The sequence below is a fragment of the Microbacterium sp. ZW T5_45 genome (assembly GCF_044987415.1).
Lineage (GTDB): Bacteria > Actinomycetota > Actinomycetes > Actinomycetales > Microbacteriaceae > Microbacterium.
The window spans coordinates 23031-38717 of the sequence record NZ_JBJDRJ010000025.1 but is presented as its reverse complement, the minus strand read 5'-3'; the positions used below and the strand labels follow the sequence as shown (position 1 = coordinate 38717).

At 66.2% G+C, this 15687-nt stretch carries 24 protein-coding genes; all 24 read left to right on the top strand.

The features are described 5' to 3' along the window. The first annotated feature begins 37 nt into the window (after nucleotides 1-37). The 24 genes from ACI3KS_RS13210 to rpsH all read left to right on the top strand — a co-directional run bounded on the left by ACI3KS_RS13210 (nucleotide 38) and on the right by rpsH (nucleotide 15684). Nucleotides 38-190 carry a hypothetical protein gene (locus ACI3KS_RS13210; RefSeq protein ID WP_404919000.1) on the top strand — a complete coding sequence of 51 codons (153 nt, stop codon included), beginning with the start codon at nucleotides 38-40 and terminating at the stop codon, nucleotides 188-190. Between the two features lie 114 nt (nucleotides 191-304). Then, nucleotides 305-1420 (top strand): ABC transporter, encoded by a 1116-nt coding sequence (locus ACI3KS_RS13205; RefSeq protein WP_404918999.1) that lies wholly within the window; start codon nucleotides 305-307, stop codon nucleotides 1418-1420. 9 nt (nucleotides 1421-1429) lie between these two features. Next, nucleotides 1430-1921, top strand: a complete 492-nt coding sequence (locus ACI3KS_RS13200; RefSeq protein WP_404918998.1) for a hypothetical protein — start codon at nucleotides 1430-1432, stop codon at nucleotides 1919-1921. A gap of 56 nt (nucleotides 1922-1977) precedes the next feature. Then, complete coding sequence (locus tag ACI3KS_RS13195) at nucleotides 1978-2625, top strand: spermidine/putrescine ABC transporter substrate-binding protein (protein ID WP_404918997.1); 648 nt, start codon at nucleotides 1978-1980, stop codon at nucleotides 2623-2625. Nucleotides 2626-2839: 214 nt separating this feature from the next. Then, complete coding sequence (rpsL, locus tag ACI3KS_RS13190; RefSeq protein ID WP_013584051.1) at nucleotides 2840-3208, top strand: 30S ribosomal protein S12; 369 nt, start codon at nucleotides 2840-2842, stop codon at nucleotides 3206-3208. A 5-nt stretch (nucleotides 3209-3213) separates the two neighbouring features. Next, entirely contained in the window at nucleotides 3214-3687 is a 474-nt protein-coding gene (gene rpsG / locus ACI3KS_RS13185; protein WP_045256225.1) for a 30S ribosomal protein S7, read from the top strand. A gap of 83 nt (nucleotides 3688-3770) precedes the next feature. Further along, a complete protein-coding gene (fusA, locus tag ACI3KS_RS13180; RefSeq protein ID WP_404918996.1) occupies nucleotides 3771-5888 on the top strand; it encodes an elongation factor G in 2118 nt (705 codons plus the stop codon). A 187-nt stretch (nucleotides 5889-6075) separates the two neighbouring features. Then, nucleotides 6076-7269, top strand: coding sequence for an elongation factor Tu (gene tuf / locus ACI3KS_RS13175; protein ID WP_404918995.1), 1194 nt, complete (start codon nucleotides 6076-6078; stop codon nucleotides 7267-7269). Nucleotides 7270-7450: 181 nt separating this feature from the next. Next, nucleotides 7451-7675, top strand: coding sequence for a hypothetical protein (locus tag ACI3KS_RS13170; protein WP_404918994.1), 225 nt, complete (start codon nucleotides 7451-7453; stop codon nucleotides 7673-7675). Nucleotides 7676-8523: 848 nt separating this feature from the next. Further along, complete coding sequence (rpsJ, locus tag ACI3KS_RS13165) at nucleotides 8524-8832, top strand: 30S ribosomal protein S10 (protein ID WP_404918993.1); 309 nt, start codon at nucleotides 8524-8526, stop codon at nucleotides 8830-8832. A gap of 8 nt (nucleotides 8833-8840) precedes the next feature. Beyond that, nucleotides 8841-9500: a 50S ribosomal protein L3 gene (gene rplC, locus ACI3KS_RS13160; protein ID WP_404918992.1), complete on the top strand. Its 660-nt coding sequence runs from the start codon at nucleotides 8841-8843 to the stop codon at nucleotides 9498-9500. Between the two features lie 2 nt (nucleotides 9501-9502). Continuing rightward, nucleotides 9503-10165, top strand: coding sequence for a 50S ribosomal protein L4 (rplD, locus tag ACI3KS_RS13155; RefSeq protein ID WP_404918991.1), 663 nt, complete (start codon nucleotides 9503-9505; stop codon nucleotides 10163-10165). Beyond that, a complete protein-coding gene (rplW, locus tag ACI3KS_RS13150) occupies nucleotides 10162-10485 on the top strand; it encodes a 50S ribosomal protein L23 (RefSeq protein ID WP_017829206.1) in 324 nt (107 codons plus the stop codon). The genes rplD and rplW overlap by 4 nt, the downstream gene beginning before the upstream one ends. Nucleotides 10486-10506: 21 nt before the next feature. Further along, a complete protein-coding gene (rplB, locus tag ACI3KS_RS13145; RefSeq protein WP_091029529.1) occupies nucleotides 10507-11346 on the top strand; it encodes a 50S ribosomal protein L2 in 840 nt (279 codons plus the stop codon). A 12-nt stretch (nucleotides 11347-11358) separates the two neighbouring features. Beyond that, on the top strand, nucleotides 11359-11640 hold the full coding sequence (rpsS, locus tag ACI3KS_RS13140) for a 30S ribosomal protein S19 (RefSeq protein WP_045249922.1): 282 nt from the start codon (nucleotides 11359-11361) through the stop codon (nucleotides 11638-11640). Then, entirely contained in the window at nucleotides 11640-12038 is a 399-nt protein-coding gene (rplV, locus tag ACI3KS_RS13135; RefSeq protein ID WP_404918990.1) for a 50S ribosomal protein L22, read from the top strand. Before rpsS ends, rplV begins: the two co-directional genes overlap by 1 nt. Further along, nucleotides 12038-12793 carry a 30S ribosomal protein S3 gene (gene rpsC, locus ACI3KS_RS13130; protein ID WP_401069612.1) on the top strand — a complete coding sequence of 252 codons (756 nt, stop codon included), beginning with the start codon at nucleotides 12038-12040 and terminating at the stop codon, nucleotides 12791-12793. Before rplV ends, rpsC begins: the two co-directional genes overlap by 1 nt. Next, a complete protein-coding gene (gene rplP, locus ACI3KS_RS13125; RefSeq protein WP_404918988.1) occupies nucleotides 12793-13212 on the top strand; it encodes a 50S ribosomal protein L16 in 420 nt (139 codons plus the stop codon). The genes rpsC and rplP overlap by 1 nt, the downstream gene beginning before the upstream one ends. Continuing rightward, complete coding sequence (gene rpmC / locus ACI3KS_RS13120; protein WP_017829202.1) at nucleotides 13212-13529, top strand: 50S ribosomal protein L29; 318 nt, start codon at nucleotides 13212-13214, stop codon at nucleotides 13527-13529. The genes rplP and rpmC overlap by 1 nt, the downstream gene beginning before the upstream one ends. After that, on the top strand, nucleotides 13529-13846 hold the full coding sequence (rpsQ, locus tag ACI3KS_RS13115) for a 30S ribosomal protein S17 (protein ID WP_045256213.1): 318 nt from the start codon (nucleotides 13529-13531) through the stop codon (nucleotides 13844-13846). Before rpmC ends, rpsQ begins: the two co-directional genes overlap by 1 nt. After that, complete coding sequence (rplN, locus tag ACI3KS_RS13110; RefSeq protein WP_017201583.1) at nucleotides 13843-14211, top strand: 50S ribosomal protein L14; 369 nt, start codon at nucleotides 13843-13845, stop codon at nucleotides 14209-14211. Before rpsQ ends, rplN begins: the two co-directional genes overlap by 4 nt. 2 nt (nucleotides 14212-14213) lie before the next feature. Next, complete coding sequence (rplX, locus tag ACI3KS_RS13105; protein ID WP_404918985.1) at nucleotides 14214-14573, top strand: 50S ribosomal protein L24; 360 nt, start codon at nucleotides 14214-14216, stop codon at nucleotides 14571-14573. Beyond that, nucleotides 14573-15163: a 50S ribosomal protein L5 gene (gene rplE / locus ACI3KS_RS13100; protein WP_404918983.1), complete on the top strand. Its 591-nt coding sequence runs from the start codon at nucleotides 14573-14575 to the stop codon at nucleotides 15161-15163. The genes rplX and rplE overlap by 1 nt, the downstream gene beginning before the upstream one ends. 122 nt (nucleotides 15164-15285) lie before the next feature. After that, on the top strand, nucleotides 15286-15684 hold the full coding sequence (gene rpsH, locus ACI3KS_RS13095) for a 30S ribosomal protein S8 (RefSeq protein WP_105673687.1): 399 nt from the start codon (nucleotides 15286-15288) through the stop codon (nucleotides 15682-15684). Nucleotides 15685-15687: the final 3 nt, after the last annotated feature.

Genomic DNA, 15687 nt, shown 5'->3' with positions numbered 1-15687 from the left:
TCTGGCATCCGTCCTCGCGCACCCGTAGCGTGGAGCCATGGCACGAGTGGGGGGACGCAATCTGGCGATCAGCTGGGTAGCAGGCATCCTGTGCACGGGTGTCGTCGTCGGACTGTTCTGGTTCGCGCTGCCGATCGTCCCCGAGATGGCCGCGTTCTTCGGCGACGGGCTCCGCGGCATCCTGCCCTGACCCGCGCTCGGCATCCGCATCGATCCGGGGTGGCCGACACGTCGGCACGCCTCCCTTGGCGCGCGAACACGCGGCGGTAACCTCGCAGTGACCACTTCCACGAGAGGCGCCCCCATGAGTGACCCCGACGTTCCCCAGAACGAGCAGCCGAGAGACGTCGACGACGTCGTCGACAGCGCGAACGCCGGTCTCGACGCCGCTGCAGCGGCGGGCGCCGACGTCCCCTCCGCCACCGGTGCCTCGGCCGACAGCGCTCACGACGGCGACGCAGTCGTCCGGGACGACACCGACGCAGCCGGCACGACGGATGCCGCCACCCGGTCGACCACAGGCGACGCGACCGCATCGACCGGGGACTCCGATGCGACCGCATCCACCGCGCACGTCGACCCCGACCTCGCTGCCTTCGAAGCCGCCGAGATGGAACACCCCGGCACGTTCGCGACCCCGGCGCTGAACGCTCTCGCCGCCGACGACGACCGTACCGCGGTCATCGACGCCGCCGGGGCGCACGACGAGCCCTCGATCGCCGACACCGCCTATGCGGGATCCGTGGCCCCATCGTTCGAGGACGACACTGCGACGCGCATCGTGCCCTCCGAGCCGACCGCCGCGCAGACGGCTGCGGCGGAGCCGCCCGCGGTCATCGCTCCCGCCGTCGCCCCTCAGCCGATCTTCGTCCAGGCCCCTGAGCCGCCGCGCGAGCGCGGCAACCGCGGGACCGCCGGTGCGATCGGCCTTCTCGCGACGCTGGCGTTCGCGATCCTCTACCTCGGCACCGCGATCGGCCTCGGGGCCATCCACGGCGACGTCACCGGCGAGAACATCGGCGAGGCCGCGCTCGCTCCGCTCACCACGTTCGGATTCTGGGTGCCGGTCGTGGTGTTCTTCCTCGGCTTCTGGCTGCTCGGTGCGATCATCAACCGGGGCCGTTGGGGCCGCTGGGTCGTGTTCGGCATCTTCGTCGGCATCATCGCCTACGGCGGTCACATCCTCGGCCAGCTCTTCGAGGCCCCGTTCTGGCTGCTCACCTCGGCCCAGGGCGCGACCTTCGTGAGCGAGGAGCTCTTCGCTCCGCTCGCGATCGCGGCGTTCGTGTTCGGCCGCGAGCTCACGATCTGGTTCGGTGCCTGGGTGGCCCGCAGCGGCGCCCGCAAGACCGAGCTCAACGAGGAGGCGCAGCGCGAGTACGAGCGCACCCTCGAAGCCGGTCCGACGCTGTCGCGATAACCACCGCACATGTCGACGCCAGACCCCCGCAGACCCGAGTCCGCGGGGGTCTCGGTCGTTCTGGCGCTGGTCTTCGCCGTCATCGGCTTCTTCGCCCTGGCGGTGTTCGGGCTCGGCGCCGTGAGCCTGGTGACGGATGCCGAGATCATCGCGGTGCCCGGTCTCGGCCCGCTGCCCGGCGTGCTCGGAATGCTGGCCGCGATGCTCGGATTCGTCGCCGCACTCGCTCGAGCACTGCAGCGGGTGCGGCCGCGCTTCGCATCGGTGCCGGTGATCGCGCTCGTGGCGGCGCTCGTCCACCTCGCGGTCGTGTGGCTCTGCGTGCTGATCGCGACCGGCGGAGTGGTCACCGCCACCGTCGTCGCGGGCGACCTGGTCACCGGTGGTGCGAGCGCCGTGGTGCTGGTCGCGGCGGCCGTAGCCGGCTGGGGCGGCATCGCCCTGCGGCGCACCAGGGCGCAGCATCCGCGCTGGCGCTGGGAGCGCGACGACGACGAGTGAGCATCCGGCGCGCGTCCCTCGACGCCGACACGCCCGAGCCGCCGTACACTTCAGGCGTGGAGCGTTCGCTGGAGTCCCAGGTGGCACAGGCCGTGGAGGCCTGGATCCGCTGGGTGCCCCGGTGGGAGCCGGCCACGCACCGCGGACGCGTCGCGCCGTGTCGCCGCTGCCTCGGATCTCCCGTGCTCTCGGCCGCCGGCATCGCCTCGAACACCCCGCACGGCGTGCAGCACGGACTCTCCACGCGGATCAAGACGATCGTCGATGCCGCCGTCGCGGAGTACACCGCCCGCAATCTCCCCACCCTGCAGCGCGAGCTCGACCAGCAGGCCGCGCGGAACCGCGCCCGCAGCTACCGGCCGTCCGAGGACCTGGACCCCGAGTTCGACGGGTTGCCGCTGGATCCCGAGCCGGTTCCCGGGGCACCGTTCCTGTTCACGATCGCGGGTCTCGCCGACGACGCGGCCGACGAGCTGCCCCCGCTGCCCCCGCTGAGTGAAGAGGCCAAGACGGCGCTGCGGCAGGAGGTCACCCTCGCCGACGAGTACGCGAACATGATCGGCCGCGAGATCTGCGGACTCGTGCTCCGGCATCGCTTCCGGATCCAGGCGGCGATCTCCCAGCACGTCGAGCCGCAGATCGAGGCGCTGCTCGCCGAGCTCACCGAATCCCTGGACACGCCGTTCGGCCCCGACACGCCGTGACCCCGTGGGTCCCGGATCCATTTGACCGCTAGGTTACGCGGCATTACACTTGACCAGGTGTGTGCACGTCTTGACGTGCGCGCTGGGCGTCGGCACCTTGCCGGTCCGCCCCCACGGCATACCCACCACCACAAAAGCACGTCGGTTCCGGCGTGCCGGTGGGTCTGATGTGAATCCATCACGCTGTCACCGTGCAGCACTATGAGGAGAGAACGTGCCAACCATTCAGCAGTTGGTTCGCAAGGGTCGCTCGCCGAAGGTCTCCAAGACCAAGGCTCCCGCCCTGAAGTCGAACCCGCAGCAGGCCGGGGTCTGCACCCGCGTCTACACCACCACCCCGAAGAAGCCGAACTCGGCGATGCGCAAGGTCGCACGTGTGAAGCTCCGTAACGGCACCGAGGTCACCGCCTACATCCCGGGCGAGGGTCACAACCTGCAGGAGCACTCGCTGGTGCTCGTCCGCGGCGGTCGTGTCAAGGACCTCCCCGGTGTGCGTTACAAGATCGTCCGTGGCGCCCTGGACACCCAGGCCGTCAAGAACCGTAAGCAGGCTCGTTCCCGCTACGGCGCGAAGAAGGGTTGAGTTAGATGCCTCGTAAGGGTCCCGCACCTAAGCGTCCCGTCGTCAACGACCCGGTCTACGGCGCTCCGATCGTCAGCCAGCTGGTCAACAAGATCCTGGTCGACGGCAAGAAGTCCCTCGCCGAGTCGATCGTCTACAACGCCCTCAAGGGCGTCGAGGCGAAGAACGGTGGCCAGGATGCCGTCGCCACGCTCAAGAAGGCGCTCGACAACGTCCGCCCCACCCTCGAGGTCAAGAGCCGCCGCGTCGGTGGTTCGACCTACCAGGTGCCGGTCGAGGTCAAGCCGCACCGCGCCAACACCCTCGCGCTGCGCTGGCTCGTCAGCTACGCCAAGGGTCGCCGCGAGAAGACGATGACCGAGCGTCTCCAGAACGAGATCCTCGACGCGTCGAACGGTCTCGGCGCTGCTGTCAAGCGTCGCGAGGACACGCACAAGATGGCCGAGTCGAACCGCGCGTTCGCTCACTACCGCTGGTAACAGCTTCGCCCGCCCCCGACGGATCGTCGGGGGCGGGCACCCCCTCTTCGCAGTACGACTGCCAAAAAGATAAGGACACTCCTGTGGCACAAGACGTGCTCACCGACCTGAGCAAGGTTCGGAACATCGGCATCATGGCTCACATCGATGCTGGCAAGACCACCACGACCGAGCGCATCCTGTTCTACACGGGCGTCAACCACAAGCTCGGCGAGACCCACGACGGTGCGTCGACCACCGACTGGATGGAGCAGGAGAAGGAGCGCGGCATCACGATCACGTCTGCCGCCGTGACCTGCTACTGGAACAAGAACCAGATCAACATCATCGACACCCCCGGTCACGTGGACTTCACGGTCGAGGTGGAGCGCTCGCTCCGCGTCCTCGACGGTGCGGTCGCCGTCTTCGACGGCAAGGAGGGCGTCGAGCCCCAGTCCGAGACCGTGTGGCGTCAGGCCGACAAGTACAACGTCCCCCGCATCTGCTTCGTCAACAAGATGGACAAGCTCGGCGCGGACTTCTACTTCACGGTCGACACGATCATCAACCGCCTCGGCGCGAAGCCGCTGGTCATCCAGCTGCCCATCGGTGCGGAGAACGACTTCATCGGAGTCGTCGACCTCATCGAGATGCGCGCGCTCGTCTGGGCCGGTGACTCCAAGGGTGACGTCACCATGGGCGCCTCCTACGAGATCCAGGAGATCCCGGCAGATCTCAAGGAGAAGGCCGACGAGTACCGTCAGCTGCTCCTCGAGACCGTCGCCGAGACCGACGACGCTCTGCTCGAGAAGTTCTTCGGTGGCGAGGAGCTCACGGTCGCCGAGATCAAGGGCGCGATCCGTAAGATGACGGTCGCCTCCGAGATCTACCCGGTGCTCTGCGGCTCCGCGTTCAAGAACCGTGGCGTCCAGCCGATGCTCGACGCGGTCATCGACTTCCTGCCGAACCCGCTCGACGTGGGCTCGATCCAGGCGCACGACCCCAAGGACTACGACACGATCATCGAGCGTCACCCCGACGCGAAGGACCCGTTCGCAGCCCTGGCCTTCAAGGTCGCCGTGCACCCGTTCTTCGGTCGCCTGACCTACGTGCGCGTCTACTCGGGCGAGCTCGAGTCCGGCGCTCAGGTCGTCAACTCGACCAAGGGCAAGAAGGAGCGCATCGGAAAGATCTTCCAGATGCACGCCAACAAGGAGATCCCGGTCCCCTCGGTCACCGCGGGCAACATCTACGCGGTCATCGGCCTGAAGGACACCACCACCGGTGACACCCTGACCGACCCGAACTCGCCGGTCGTCCTCGAGTCGATGACGTTCCCCGAGCCCGTCATCGAGGTCGCCATCGAGCCGAAGACCAAGGCCGACCAGGAGAAGCTGGGTGTCGCCATCCAGAAGCTCGCCGAAGAGGACCCGACCTTCCGCACGGAGCTCAACCCCGAGACCGGTCAGACGACCATCAAGGGCATGGGCGAGCTGCACCTCGACATCCTCGTCGACCGCATGAAGCGCGAGTTCAACGTCGAGGCGAATGTCGGCAAGCCCCAGGTGGCCTACCGCGAGACGATCCGCAAGGCCGTCGAGAAGCACGACTACACCCACAAGAAGCAGACGGGTGGATCGGGTCAGTTCGCGAAGATCCAGTTCAACATCGAGCCGCTCGAGCTCGACGACGAGAAGACGTACGAGTTCGTCAACGCCGTCACCGGTGGACGTATCCCGCGCGAGTACATCGGCTCGATCGACGCCGGTTTCCAGGACGCGATGAACGTCGGCGTGCTCGCCGGCTACCCGATCGTCGGCGTCAAGGCGACCATCGTCGACGGTGCCGCTCACGATGTCGACTCCTCGGAGATGGCGTTCAAGATCGCGGGATCCATGGGCTTCAAGGAGGCCCTGCGTCGCGCGAACCCCGTGCTGCTCGAGCCGCTGATGGCCGTCGAGGTCCGTACTCCCGAGGAGTACATGGGCGACGTCATCGGCGACCTGAACTCGCGTCGTGGCCAGATCCAGTCGATGGAGGATGCCGCCGGCGTCAAGGTCGTCCGTGCTCACGTGCCGCTGTCCGAGATGTTCGGCTACATCGGTGACCTGCGCTCGAAGACCTCGGGCCGCGCCGTCTACTCGATGGAGTTCAACAGCTACGCCGAGGTTCCCCGCGCTGTGGCGGACGAGATCGTCCAGAAGCACCAGGGCGGCGAGTAACACCTGTCTGGGAGTCGGTGCTTCGACAGGCTCAGCAACCCATGGGTTCCTGAGCCTGTCGAAGGGCCGCTCCCAGGTCTCCTACAACTTCACATTCCCTCTCTACTAAACTGAGAACCTAACCCGTAGAGATCCGGTCGCAATCCAGTGCCCGGACACCTCTACACGACGTCCTGAGGAGGACCAAGTGGCTAAGGCCAAGTTCGAGCGGACCAAGCCGCACGTCAACATCGGAACGATCGGTCACGTCGACCACGGCAAGACCACGCTCTCCGCAGCGATCTCGAAGGTGCTTGCTGACAAGTACCCCTCCGACACCAACGTGCAGCGCGACTTCGCTTCCATCGACTCGGCGCCGGAAGAGCGCCAGCGTGGTATCACCATCAACATCTCGCACATCGAGTACGAGACCCCGAAGCGCCACTACGCACACGTTGACGCCCCCGGCCACGCCGACTACGTCAAGAACATGATCACGGGTGCAGCGCAGATGGACGGCGCGATCCTCGTGGTCGCCGCCACCGACGGCCCCATGGCTCAGACCCGCGAGCACGTTCTGCTCGCGAAGCAGGTCGGCGTGCCGTACCTGCTCGTCGCCCTGAACAAGAGCGACATGGTCGACGACGAGGAGATCCTGGAGCTCGTCGAGCTCGAGGTCCGCGAGCTGCTCTCTTCGCAGGGCTTCGACGGCGACAACGCTCCCGTCGTGCAGGTCTCGGCGCTCAAGGCGCTCGAGGGCGACGAGAAGTGGACCGAGAAGATCCTCGAGCTCATGCAGGCTGTCGACGACAGCGTGCCGGACCCCGAGCGTGACCGCGACAAGCCGTTCCTCATGCCGGTCGAGGACGTCTTCACGATCACCGGTCGTGGCACCGTCGTCACGGGCCGCGCCGAGCGTGGCACCCTGGCCATCAACTCCGAGGTCGAGATCGTCGGACTGCGTCCGACCGTCAAGACCACGGTCACGGGTATCGAGATGTTCCACAAGCAGCTCGACGAGGCCTGGGCCGGCGAGAACTGTGGTCTGCTTCTCCGTGGCACCAAGCGCGAGGACGTCGAGCGCGGCCAGGTCATCGTGAAGCCGGGCTCGGTCACCCCTCACACGAACTTCGAGGGCACCGCGTACATCCTCTCCAAGGACGAGGGTGGCCGTCACAACCCGTTCTACACGAACTACCGCCCGCAGTTCTACTTCCGCACCACCGACGTCACCGGCGTCATCTCGCTGCCCGAGGGCACCGAGATGGTCATGCCCGGCGACACCACCGACATGACGGTCGAGCTGATCCAGCCGATCGCCATGGAGGAGGGCCTCGGCTTCGCCATCCGTGAGGGTGGACGCACCGTCGGCGCCGGTACGGTCACCAGCATCATCAAGTAAGCATCTGCTTCCTGGCACAGGGGTCGGACCTTCGGGTCCGGCCCCTTCGTCGTGTGCGGGGGATGACGGCGTGCGACCTCGCCCGTATCCGTCTCTTCCCCCGATCGGTCGATACCGGCACAATGAAGATGCGCAGGTCATCTCCGGCGCATCGACCCGGACTCAATCGAGGGGACACAGCATGGGCATCGAGGACACCGTCGGCAACGCCGTCAACAAGGGCAAGGAGCTGTTCGAGCAGAACAAGGACAAGATCGAAGAGGCCGTGAAGAGCGAGCAGGCCGAAGAGGTCAGCGACAAGGTGCTCGACGGCGTCGCCGACTTCGCGAAGAAGATCGCTCCCGGCGCCGCGGACAAGATCGACGAGATCCGCGAACAGGCCGACAAGGCAGTCGGCAACGAGTAGATCTCCGCAGTCGCCAGAAGGCGGCGGCGATCCATCCCGGATCGTCGCCGCCTTCTGCTGTATACCGGTCCGGCAGTATCGACCTTCCCTTCTGCTTCGCCTATAGTGAGCAGCGACCGCCTGGGGAATGCGCGGTCGAGGAGTCGGAGGGGTCCGGCATCCTGAATCCACGCGGTACGCCGCGTTCGAACTGGGGAACGATCGTGGGGAACATCGTGCATCGCTCGCGCGTCGCGCGCGACGGCCGATCCTCTGCCTGCGCGGCGGCGACGCCGCGCTCTCGAGCGGGAGGAGCGGTGTCCCTTCACGCCGCGCCTCTCGCGCCCGGTGCGCCCCCTCGCCCGGGCGTCCTCCCCAAAGCGGGGCGAGGCATGGGGATGCCTCGCCCCGCGCTCGGAGGATGATCCCGCTCGGCGACTCCGGTGCCCGACCCGAGGCACCCGCGGGGCGCGACACGCCCGGGTTTGCGGATGCGGATTCCGCCGTGGCAGAATAGACAGGTTCGACATTCCGGCGCGCTCCGCGTGCGCTGGATCACCATCACGACAGTGCATAGGCGGCGTCATCCCTCAGGGATCGGGCGCAGGGACCTAGGCCGCGGGTGGCAGGACAACCCCGACACCTCCTCACGGAGGTTCCGCCATGCGTGGCGGAGGTCGGAATCCGCGCGTCGCGAGGCGTGCGGGATGACAGCAGAACAGTGGTGCAGCCCCTTCGACAGGCTCACGGACTCCGATCCGAGATCCCGAGAAGCGAAGTGCCGAGGCGCGAACAGCGCCGTCGTGCGTCCAATGCCCCAGGGTCACCCGGCCCCGGACGGTAAGACGCCTAAGAGAGAGAAGCAGACAATGGCGGGACAGAAGATCCGCATTCGCCTGAAGTCGTATGACCACGAGGTCATCGACACGTCCGCACGCAAGATCGTCGACACCGTGACCCGTGCGGGCGCGACTGTCATCGGTCCCGTGCCCCTTCCGACCGAGAAGAACGTCGTGTGCGTCATCCGGTCGCCCCACAAGTACAAGGACAGCCGCGAGCACTTCGAGATGCGCACCCACAAGCGTCTGATCGACATCGTCGACCCGACGCCCAAGGCAGTCGACTCGCTGATGCGTCTCGACCTGCCGGCTGACGTCAACATCGAGATCAAGCTCTGAGGTCCGACATGGTTGACATCAACGCAAAGATTTCCAAGGGCCTGCTCGGCACGAAGCTCGGCATGACCCAGGTCTGGAACGAGAACGGCAAGCTCATCCCGGTCACCGTGATCGAGCTCGCACCGAACGTGGTCACCCAGATCCGTACGCCCGAGAAGGACGGCTACAACGCCGTGCAGATCGCGTACGGTCAGATCGACCCCCGCAAGGTAAACAAGCCGCTCTCCGCCCACTTCGAGGCCGCCGGCGTCACGCCGCGTCGTCACGTCACCGAGATCCGCACCGCGGATGCCGGTGACTACACCCTGGGCCAGGAGCTCACGGTCGACGGCACCTTCGAGGCCGGCCAGCTCGTCGACGTCGTCGGCACGAGCAAGGGCAAGGGCTTCGCCGGTGTCATGAAGCGCCACAACTTCAAGGGCGTCTCGGCATCGCACGGTTCGCACCGCAACCACCGCAAGCCCGGCTCCATCGGCGCATCGTCGACCCCGAGCCGCGTCTTCAAGGGCATGCGCATGGCCGGCCGTATGGGTGGCGAGCGCGTGACCGTCCTCAACCTCACGGTGCACGCCGTCGACGCCGAGAAGGGTCTGCTGCTCGTCAAGGGCGCCGTCCCCGGTGCACGTGGCCGCATCGTCTACGTCCGCAACGCAGTGAAGGGTGCCTGATCATGGCTGACTCGACTCTCGCGCTCGACGTCCTCAAGGCAGACGGCAAGAAGGCCGGCTCGATCGAGCTGCCCGCCGCTCTGTTCGACGTCAAGACGAACATTCCGCTGATCCACCAGGTCGTCGTCGCGCAGCTCGCCGCCGCCCGCCAGGGAACCCACTCGACCAAGCGTCGTGGTGAGGTCTCGGGTGCCGGCCGCAAGCCCTTCAAGCAGAAGGGCACGGGTAACGCCCGTCAGGGCTCGATCCGCGCGCCGCACATGACCGGTGGTGGCATCGTGCACGGCCCGAAGCCGCGCGACTACTCGCAGCGCACCCCCAAGAAGATGATCGCCGCCGCCCTGCTGGGCGCGCTGAGCGACCGCTTCCGTGGTGACCGTCTGCACGCGATCGACGCCTTCGGCACCGAGGGCGCGCCCTCGACCAAGGCTGCGGCGAGCTTCCTCGCCACGGTCGCCACGTCGAAGAACGTCCTCGTGGTCATCGAGCGCGGCGACGAGCTGGCGCTCAAGAGCATCCGCAACCTCAGCAACATCCACGTGCTGTCGTTCGACCAGCTCAACGCCTACGACGTGCTCGTCTCCGACGACATCGTCTTCACCCAGGCCGCTCTCGAGGGCTTCATCGCCGCGAAGACCGGCGCCAACCAGGAGGTCTCCGCATGAGCGAGCAGGCATCTGTTCTCCAGACGGCCCTGAACAAGGACCCGCGCGACATCATCCTGAAGCCGGTCGTGTCCGAGAAGAGCTACGGGCTCATCGACGAGGGCAAGTACACCTTCCTCGTCGACCCGCGCGCTTCGAAGACCGAGATCAAGCTCGCCATCGAGAAGATCTTCGGCGTCAAGGTCGCAGGGGTCAACACCCTCAACCGCGTCGGCAAGGCTCGTCGCACCCGCTTCGGCACCGGCAAGCGCAAGGACACCAAGCGCGCCATCGTGACCCTGAAGTCGGGCACCATCGACATCTTCACGGCAATCGGCTGATCCGGGGGATAAAGGACAATCATGGCTATTCGCAAGTACAAGCCCACGACCCCGGGCCGTCGCGGCTCGTCGGTGGCTGACTTCGCCGAGATCACTCGATCGACGCCGGAGAAGTCGCTGCTGCGCCCGCTCTCGAAGACCGGTGGTCGCAACAACCAGGGCCGCATCACGACCCGTCACATCGGTGGTGGACACAAGCGTCAGTACCGTGTCATCGACTTCCGTCGCAATGACAAGGACGGCGTCAACGCCAAGGTCGCTCACATCGAGTACGACCCCAACCGCACCGCTCGTATCGCGCTGCTGCACTACTTCGACGGCGAGAAGCGCTACATCCTCGCGCCGGCGAAGCTCAAGCAGGGCGACGTCGTCGAGTCGGGTGCCGGGGCTGACATCAAGCCGGGCAACAACCTCCCGCTGAAGAACATCCCCACCGGTACCGTGATCCACGCGATCGAGCTCCGCCCCGGCGGCGGTGCCAAGATGGCGCGTTCGGCCGGAGCATCCGTCCGTCTCGTCGCCAAGGACGGCAACTTCGCTCAGCTGCGTCTGCCCTCCGGCGAGATCCGCAACGTCGATGCGCGCTGCCGCGCGACCATCGGCGAGGTCGGCAACGCCGAGCAGTCGAACATCAACTGGGGCAAGGCCGGCCGCATGCGCTGGAAGGGCGTCCGCCCGACCGTGCGTGGTGTCGCGATGAACCCGGTCGACCACCCCCACGGTGGTGGTGAGGGTAAGACCTCCGGTGGTCGTCACCCCGTTTCTCCTTGGGGACAGGCTGAGGGTCGTACCCGTCACGCCAACAAGGAGAGCGACAAGTACATCGTGCGTCGTCGTAACGCCGGCAAGAAGCGCAAGTAGGAGTAAGAGAAGATGCCTCGCAGTCTTAAGAAGGGCCCCTTCGTCGACGAGCACCTGCTTCGCAAGGTGATCGGCCAGAACGAAGCCGGCACGAAGAACGTCATCAAGACCTGGTCCCGTCGGTCCATGATCATCCCGGCCATGCTGGGTCACACGATCGCGGTCCACGACGGACGCAAGCACATCCCCGTGTTCGTGTCCGAGACCATGGTCGGTCACAAGCTGGGCGAGTTCGCGCCCACCCGCACCTTCCGCGGCCACGAGAAGGACGACAAGAAGGGGCGGCGCCGCTAATGGTCGAATCCATCGCACGCGTGAAGCACATCCGCGTGACCCCGCAGAAGGCTCGTCGTGTCGTCGCGCTCATCAAGGGAAAGCAGGCCAAAGAGGCCCTGGCGATCCTGAAGTTCGCTCAGCAGAGCGCCAGTGAGCCGATCTACAAGCTTGTCGCGTCGGCGATCGCCAACGCGCAGGTGAAGGCCGATCGCGACGGCGAGTACCTCGACGAGCAGGACCTGTACGTGAAGAACGCGTACGTCGACGAGGGCACGACGCTCAAGCGTTTCCAGCCCCGTGCTCAGGGTCGCGCTTTCCAGATCAAGAAGCGCACGAGCCACATCACGGTCGTGCTCTCCACGCCCGAGGCGGCTCCGGCCGCTGCCGGCGACAGCAACAAGAAGGCGAGCAAGTAATGGGACAGAAGGTCAACCCGTACGGCTTCCGCCTCGGCATCACCACTGATCACGTTTCGCGTTGGTTCTCCGACTCGACGAAGCCTGGTCAGCGTTACGCCGACTACGTGGCCGAGGACATCAAGATCCGTCGTCTGCTGCAGACGCAGCTCGACCGTGCCGGTGTCTCGAACATCGAGATCGAGCGCACCCGCGACCGCGTCCGCGTCGACATCCACACCGCCCGTCCGGGCATCGTGATCGGTCGCCGCGGCGCCGAGGCCGAGCGCATCCGCGGCGACCTCGAGAAGCTCTCGGGCAAGCAGATCCAGCTGAACATCCTCGAGGTCAAGAACCCCGAGGCCGACGCTCAGCTCGTCGCGCAGGGCATCGCCGAGCAGCTGTCTGCCCGTGTCGCCTTCCGTCGTGCGATGCGCAAGGGTCTGCAGGGCGCTCAGCGCGCCGGCGCCAAGGGCATCCGCATCCAGGTCTCCGGCCGCCTCGGCGGCGCCGAGATGAGCCGTTCGGAGTTCTACCGCGAGGGTCGTGTGCCGCTGCACACGCTGCGCGCGAACATCGACTACGGCTTCTACGAGGCCAAGACCACCTTCGGCCGCATCGGCGTGAAGGTCTGGATCTACAAGGGCGACCTCACCGCCAAGGAGCTTGCTCGCGAGCAGGCGAACGCACCGAAGTCCCGTCGTGACGACCGTGGTGGCGACCGCCGCCGCGCGCCGCGCAACGAGGCACCCGTCGCAGAAGGAGCGTCTGCCTGATGCTTATTCCCCGCAAGGTCAAGTACCGCAAGCAGCACCACCCGGGTCGCTCGGGCCAGGCCACCGGTGGCACCCAGGTGTCGTTCGGTGAGTTCGGCATCCAGGCGCTCACCCCGGCTTACGTGACGAACCGTCAGATCGAGTCCGCTCGTATCGCCATGACGCGTCACATCAAGCGTGGCGGAAAGGTGTGGATCAACATCTACCCCGACCGTCCGCTCACCAAGAAGCCGGCTGAGACCCGAATGGGTTCCGGTAAGGGCTCGCCCGAGTGGTGGGTCGCCAACGTCAAGCCGGGTCGCGTCCTCTTCGAGGTCGCCGGCGTGAGCGAGGAGCTCGCTCGCGAGGCACTGACCCGTGCCATCCACAAGCTGCCGCTCAAGGCACGCATCATCAAGCGCGAGGGAGGCGACGCGTAATGGCGATCGGCACCAAGGAGCTCGCTCCGGCAGAGCTCGACACGTTCGAAGACCAGCGCCTCGTCGAGGAGCTGCGCAAGGCCAAGGAGGAGCTGTTCAACCTCCGTTTCCAGTCGGCCACCGGCCAGCTGGAGAGCCACGGCCGCATCCGCGCCGTCAAGCGCGACATCGCGCGCCTGTACACCGTGATCCGCGAGCGCGAGCTGGGCATCCGTGCGACGCCCGCTCCCGTCGAGGCTCCGGCCAAGAAGGCGACCAAGTCGAAGGCGAAGAAGGCGGACTCCGCCGACGACGCCGTGAAGGAAGAGGCTGAGTGATGGCCACCAAGAAGGAAGCCGCTGTCGAGGCTGAGCACGCCGCACACGACGTCCGCGACGCGGAGGCCCGTGGCTACCGCAAGTCGCGTCGTGGCTACGTCGTCAGCGACAAGATGGACAAGACCATCGTGGTCGAGGTCGAGGACCGCGTGAAGCACCCGCTTTACGGCAAGGTCATCCGCCGCACCTCGAAGGTCAAGGCGCACGATGAGACCAACTCGGCCGGTATCGGCGACCTGGTCCTCATCAACGAGACCCGCCCGCTGAGCGCCACGAAGCGCTGGCGTCTGGTGGAGATTCTGGAGAAGGCCAAGTGATTCAGCAGGAATCCCGACTCAAGGTCGCCGACAACACCGGCGCCAAGGAGCTGCTCACCATCCGTGTGCTCGGTGGCTCCAAGCGTCGCTACGCCGGCCTCGGCGACACCATCGTCGCGACCGTCAAGGACGCGATCCCCGGTGGGAACGTCAAGAAGGGTGACGTCGTCAAGGCGGTCATCGTTCGCACCAAGAAGGAGGTCCGTCGTCCGGACGGCTCCTACATCAAGTTCGACGAGAACGCCGCCGTCATCCTGAAGAACGACGGGGAGCCCCGCGGCACCCGTATCTTCGGGCCGGTCGGTCGTGAGCTTCGTGACAAGAAGTTCATGAAGATCGTCTCGCTGGCACCGGAGGTCATCTGATCATGGCGAAGCTCAAGAAGGGCGACCTGGTTCAGGTCATCAGCGGACGCAAGCAGGAGAAGGGCGGCGACCGCGGCAAGCAGGGCAAGGTCCTCGAGATCCTGTCGGAGCAGAACCGCGTGATCGTCGAAGGCGTCAACTACGTCACCAAGCACACGCGCGTCGGTCAGACGCAGCGCGGCACCAAGACGGGCGGCCTCGAGACTGTCGAGGCTCCCATCCACATCTCGAACGTCGCAGTCGTCGACCCCTCGACCAAGAAGCCGACCCGTGTCGGTCACCGGGTCGAGGAGCAGACCAAGGACGGCGTCAAGCGCACCGTCCGCGTGCGTTACGCGAAGAAGAGCGGTAAGGACCTCTGATGGCAGCTACTGACGCTGCGGAGGCTGTCAAGGTGCAGCCCCGCCTGAAGGCGAAGTACAACTCCGAGATCAAGAAGGCTCTGCAGGAAGAGTTCGGCTACGCGAACGTCATGCAGATCCCCGGCCTGGTCAAGGTCGTCGTGAACACCGGTGTCGGCGAGGCAGCTCGCGACAGCAAGGTGATCGATGGTGCGGTCGACGACCTCACCAAGATCACCGGCCAGAAGCCGATCGTCACGAAGGCCCGCAAGTCCATCGCGCAGTTCAAGCTGCGCGAGGGCCAGGCCATCGGCGCGCACGTCACCCTCCGTGGCGACCGTGCGTGGGAGTTCATCGACCGTCTGGTCTCGCTCGCCCTGCCCCGTATCCGCGACTTCCGCGGTCTGTCGCCGAAGCAGTTCGACGGCAACGGCAACTACACGTTCGGTCTCCAGGAGCAGAGCGTGTTCCACGAGATCGACCAGGACAAGATCGACCGGGTTCGTGGTTTCGACATCACCGTCGTCACCACCGCGAAGACGGATGACGAGGGACGGGCTCTGCTCCGTCAGCTCGGCTTCCCGTTCCGGACGGACGACGCCCAGGCGTGACCGGTTTTCGGGCGGGGTGCGGAGCACCCCGCCCGATCCCGTACAATTGAAGATTGCGTGCTCATCGCAGGCCGTCTGTCGTGTAACGGCAGCCGGAACCTCATGAACAAAGGAAAAACACAATGACAATGACAGACCCGGTCGCAGATCTGCTGACCCGTCTGCGCAACGCGAACTCGGCGCATCACGACTCCGTGACCCTGCCGTCGAGCAAGCTCAAGACGCACATCGCCGAGATCCTCCAGCAGGAGGGCTACATCGCCGGCTGGGAGACCTCTGACGCTCGCGTGGGCAAGAACCTCACGCTGCAGCTGAAGTACGGCCCCAACCGCGAGCGCTCCATCGCCGGCATCAAGCGCGTCTCGAAGCCCGGCCTCCGCGTGTACGCGAAGTCGACGGAGCTCCCCAAGGTCCTCGGCGGCCTCGGCGTGGCCATCCTGTCCACCTCCTCCGGTCTCCTCACTGACCGTCAGGCCGAGCAGAAGGGCGTGGGCGGAGAAGTTCTCGCCTACGTGTGGTAATTC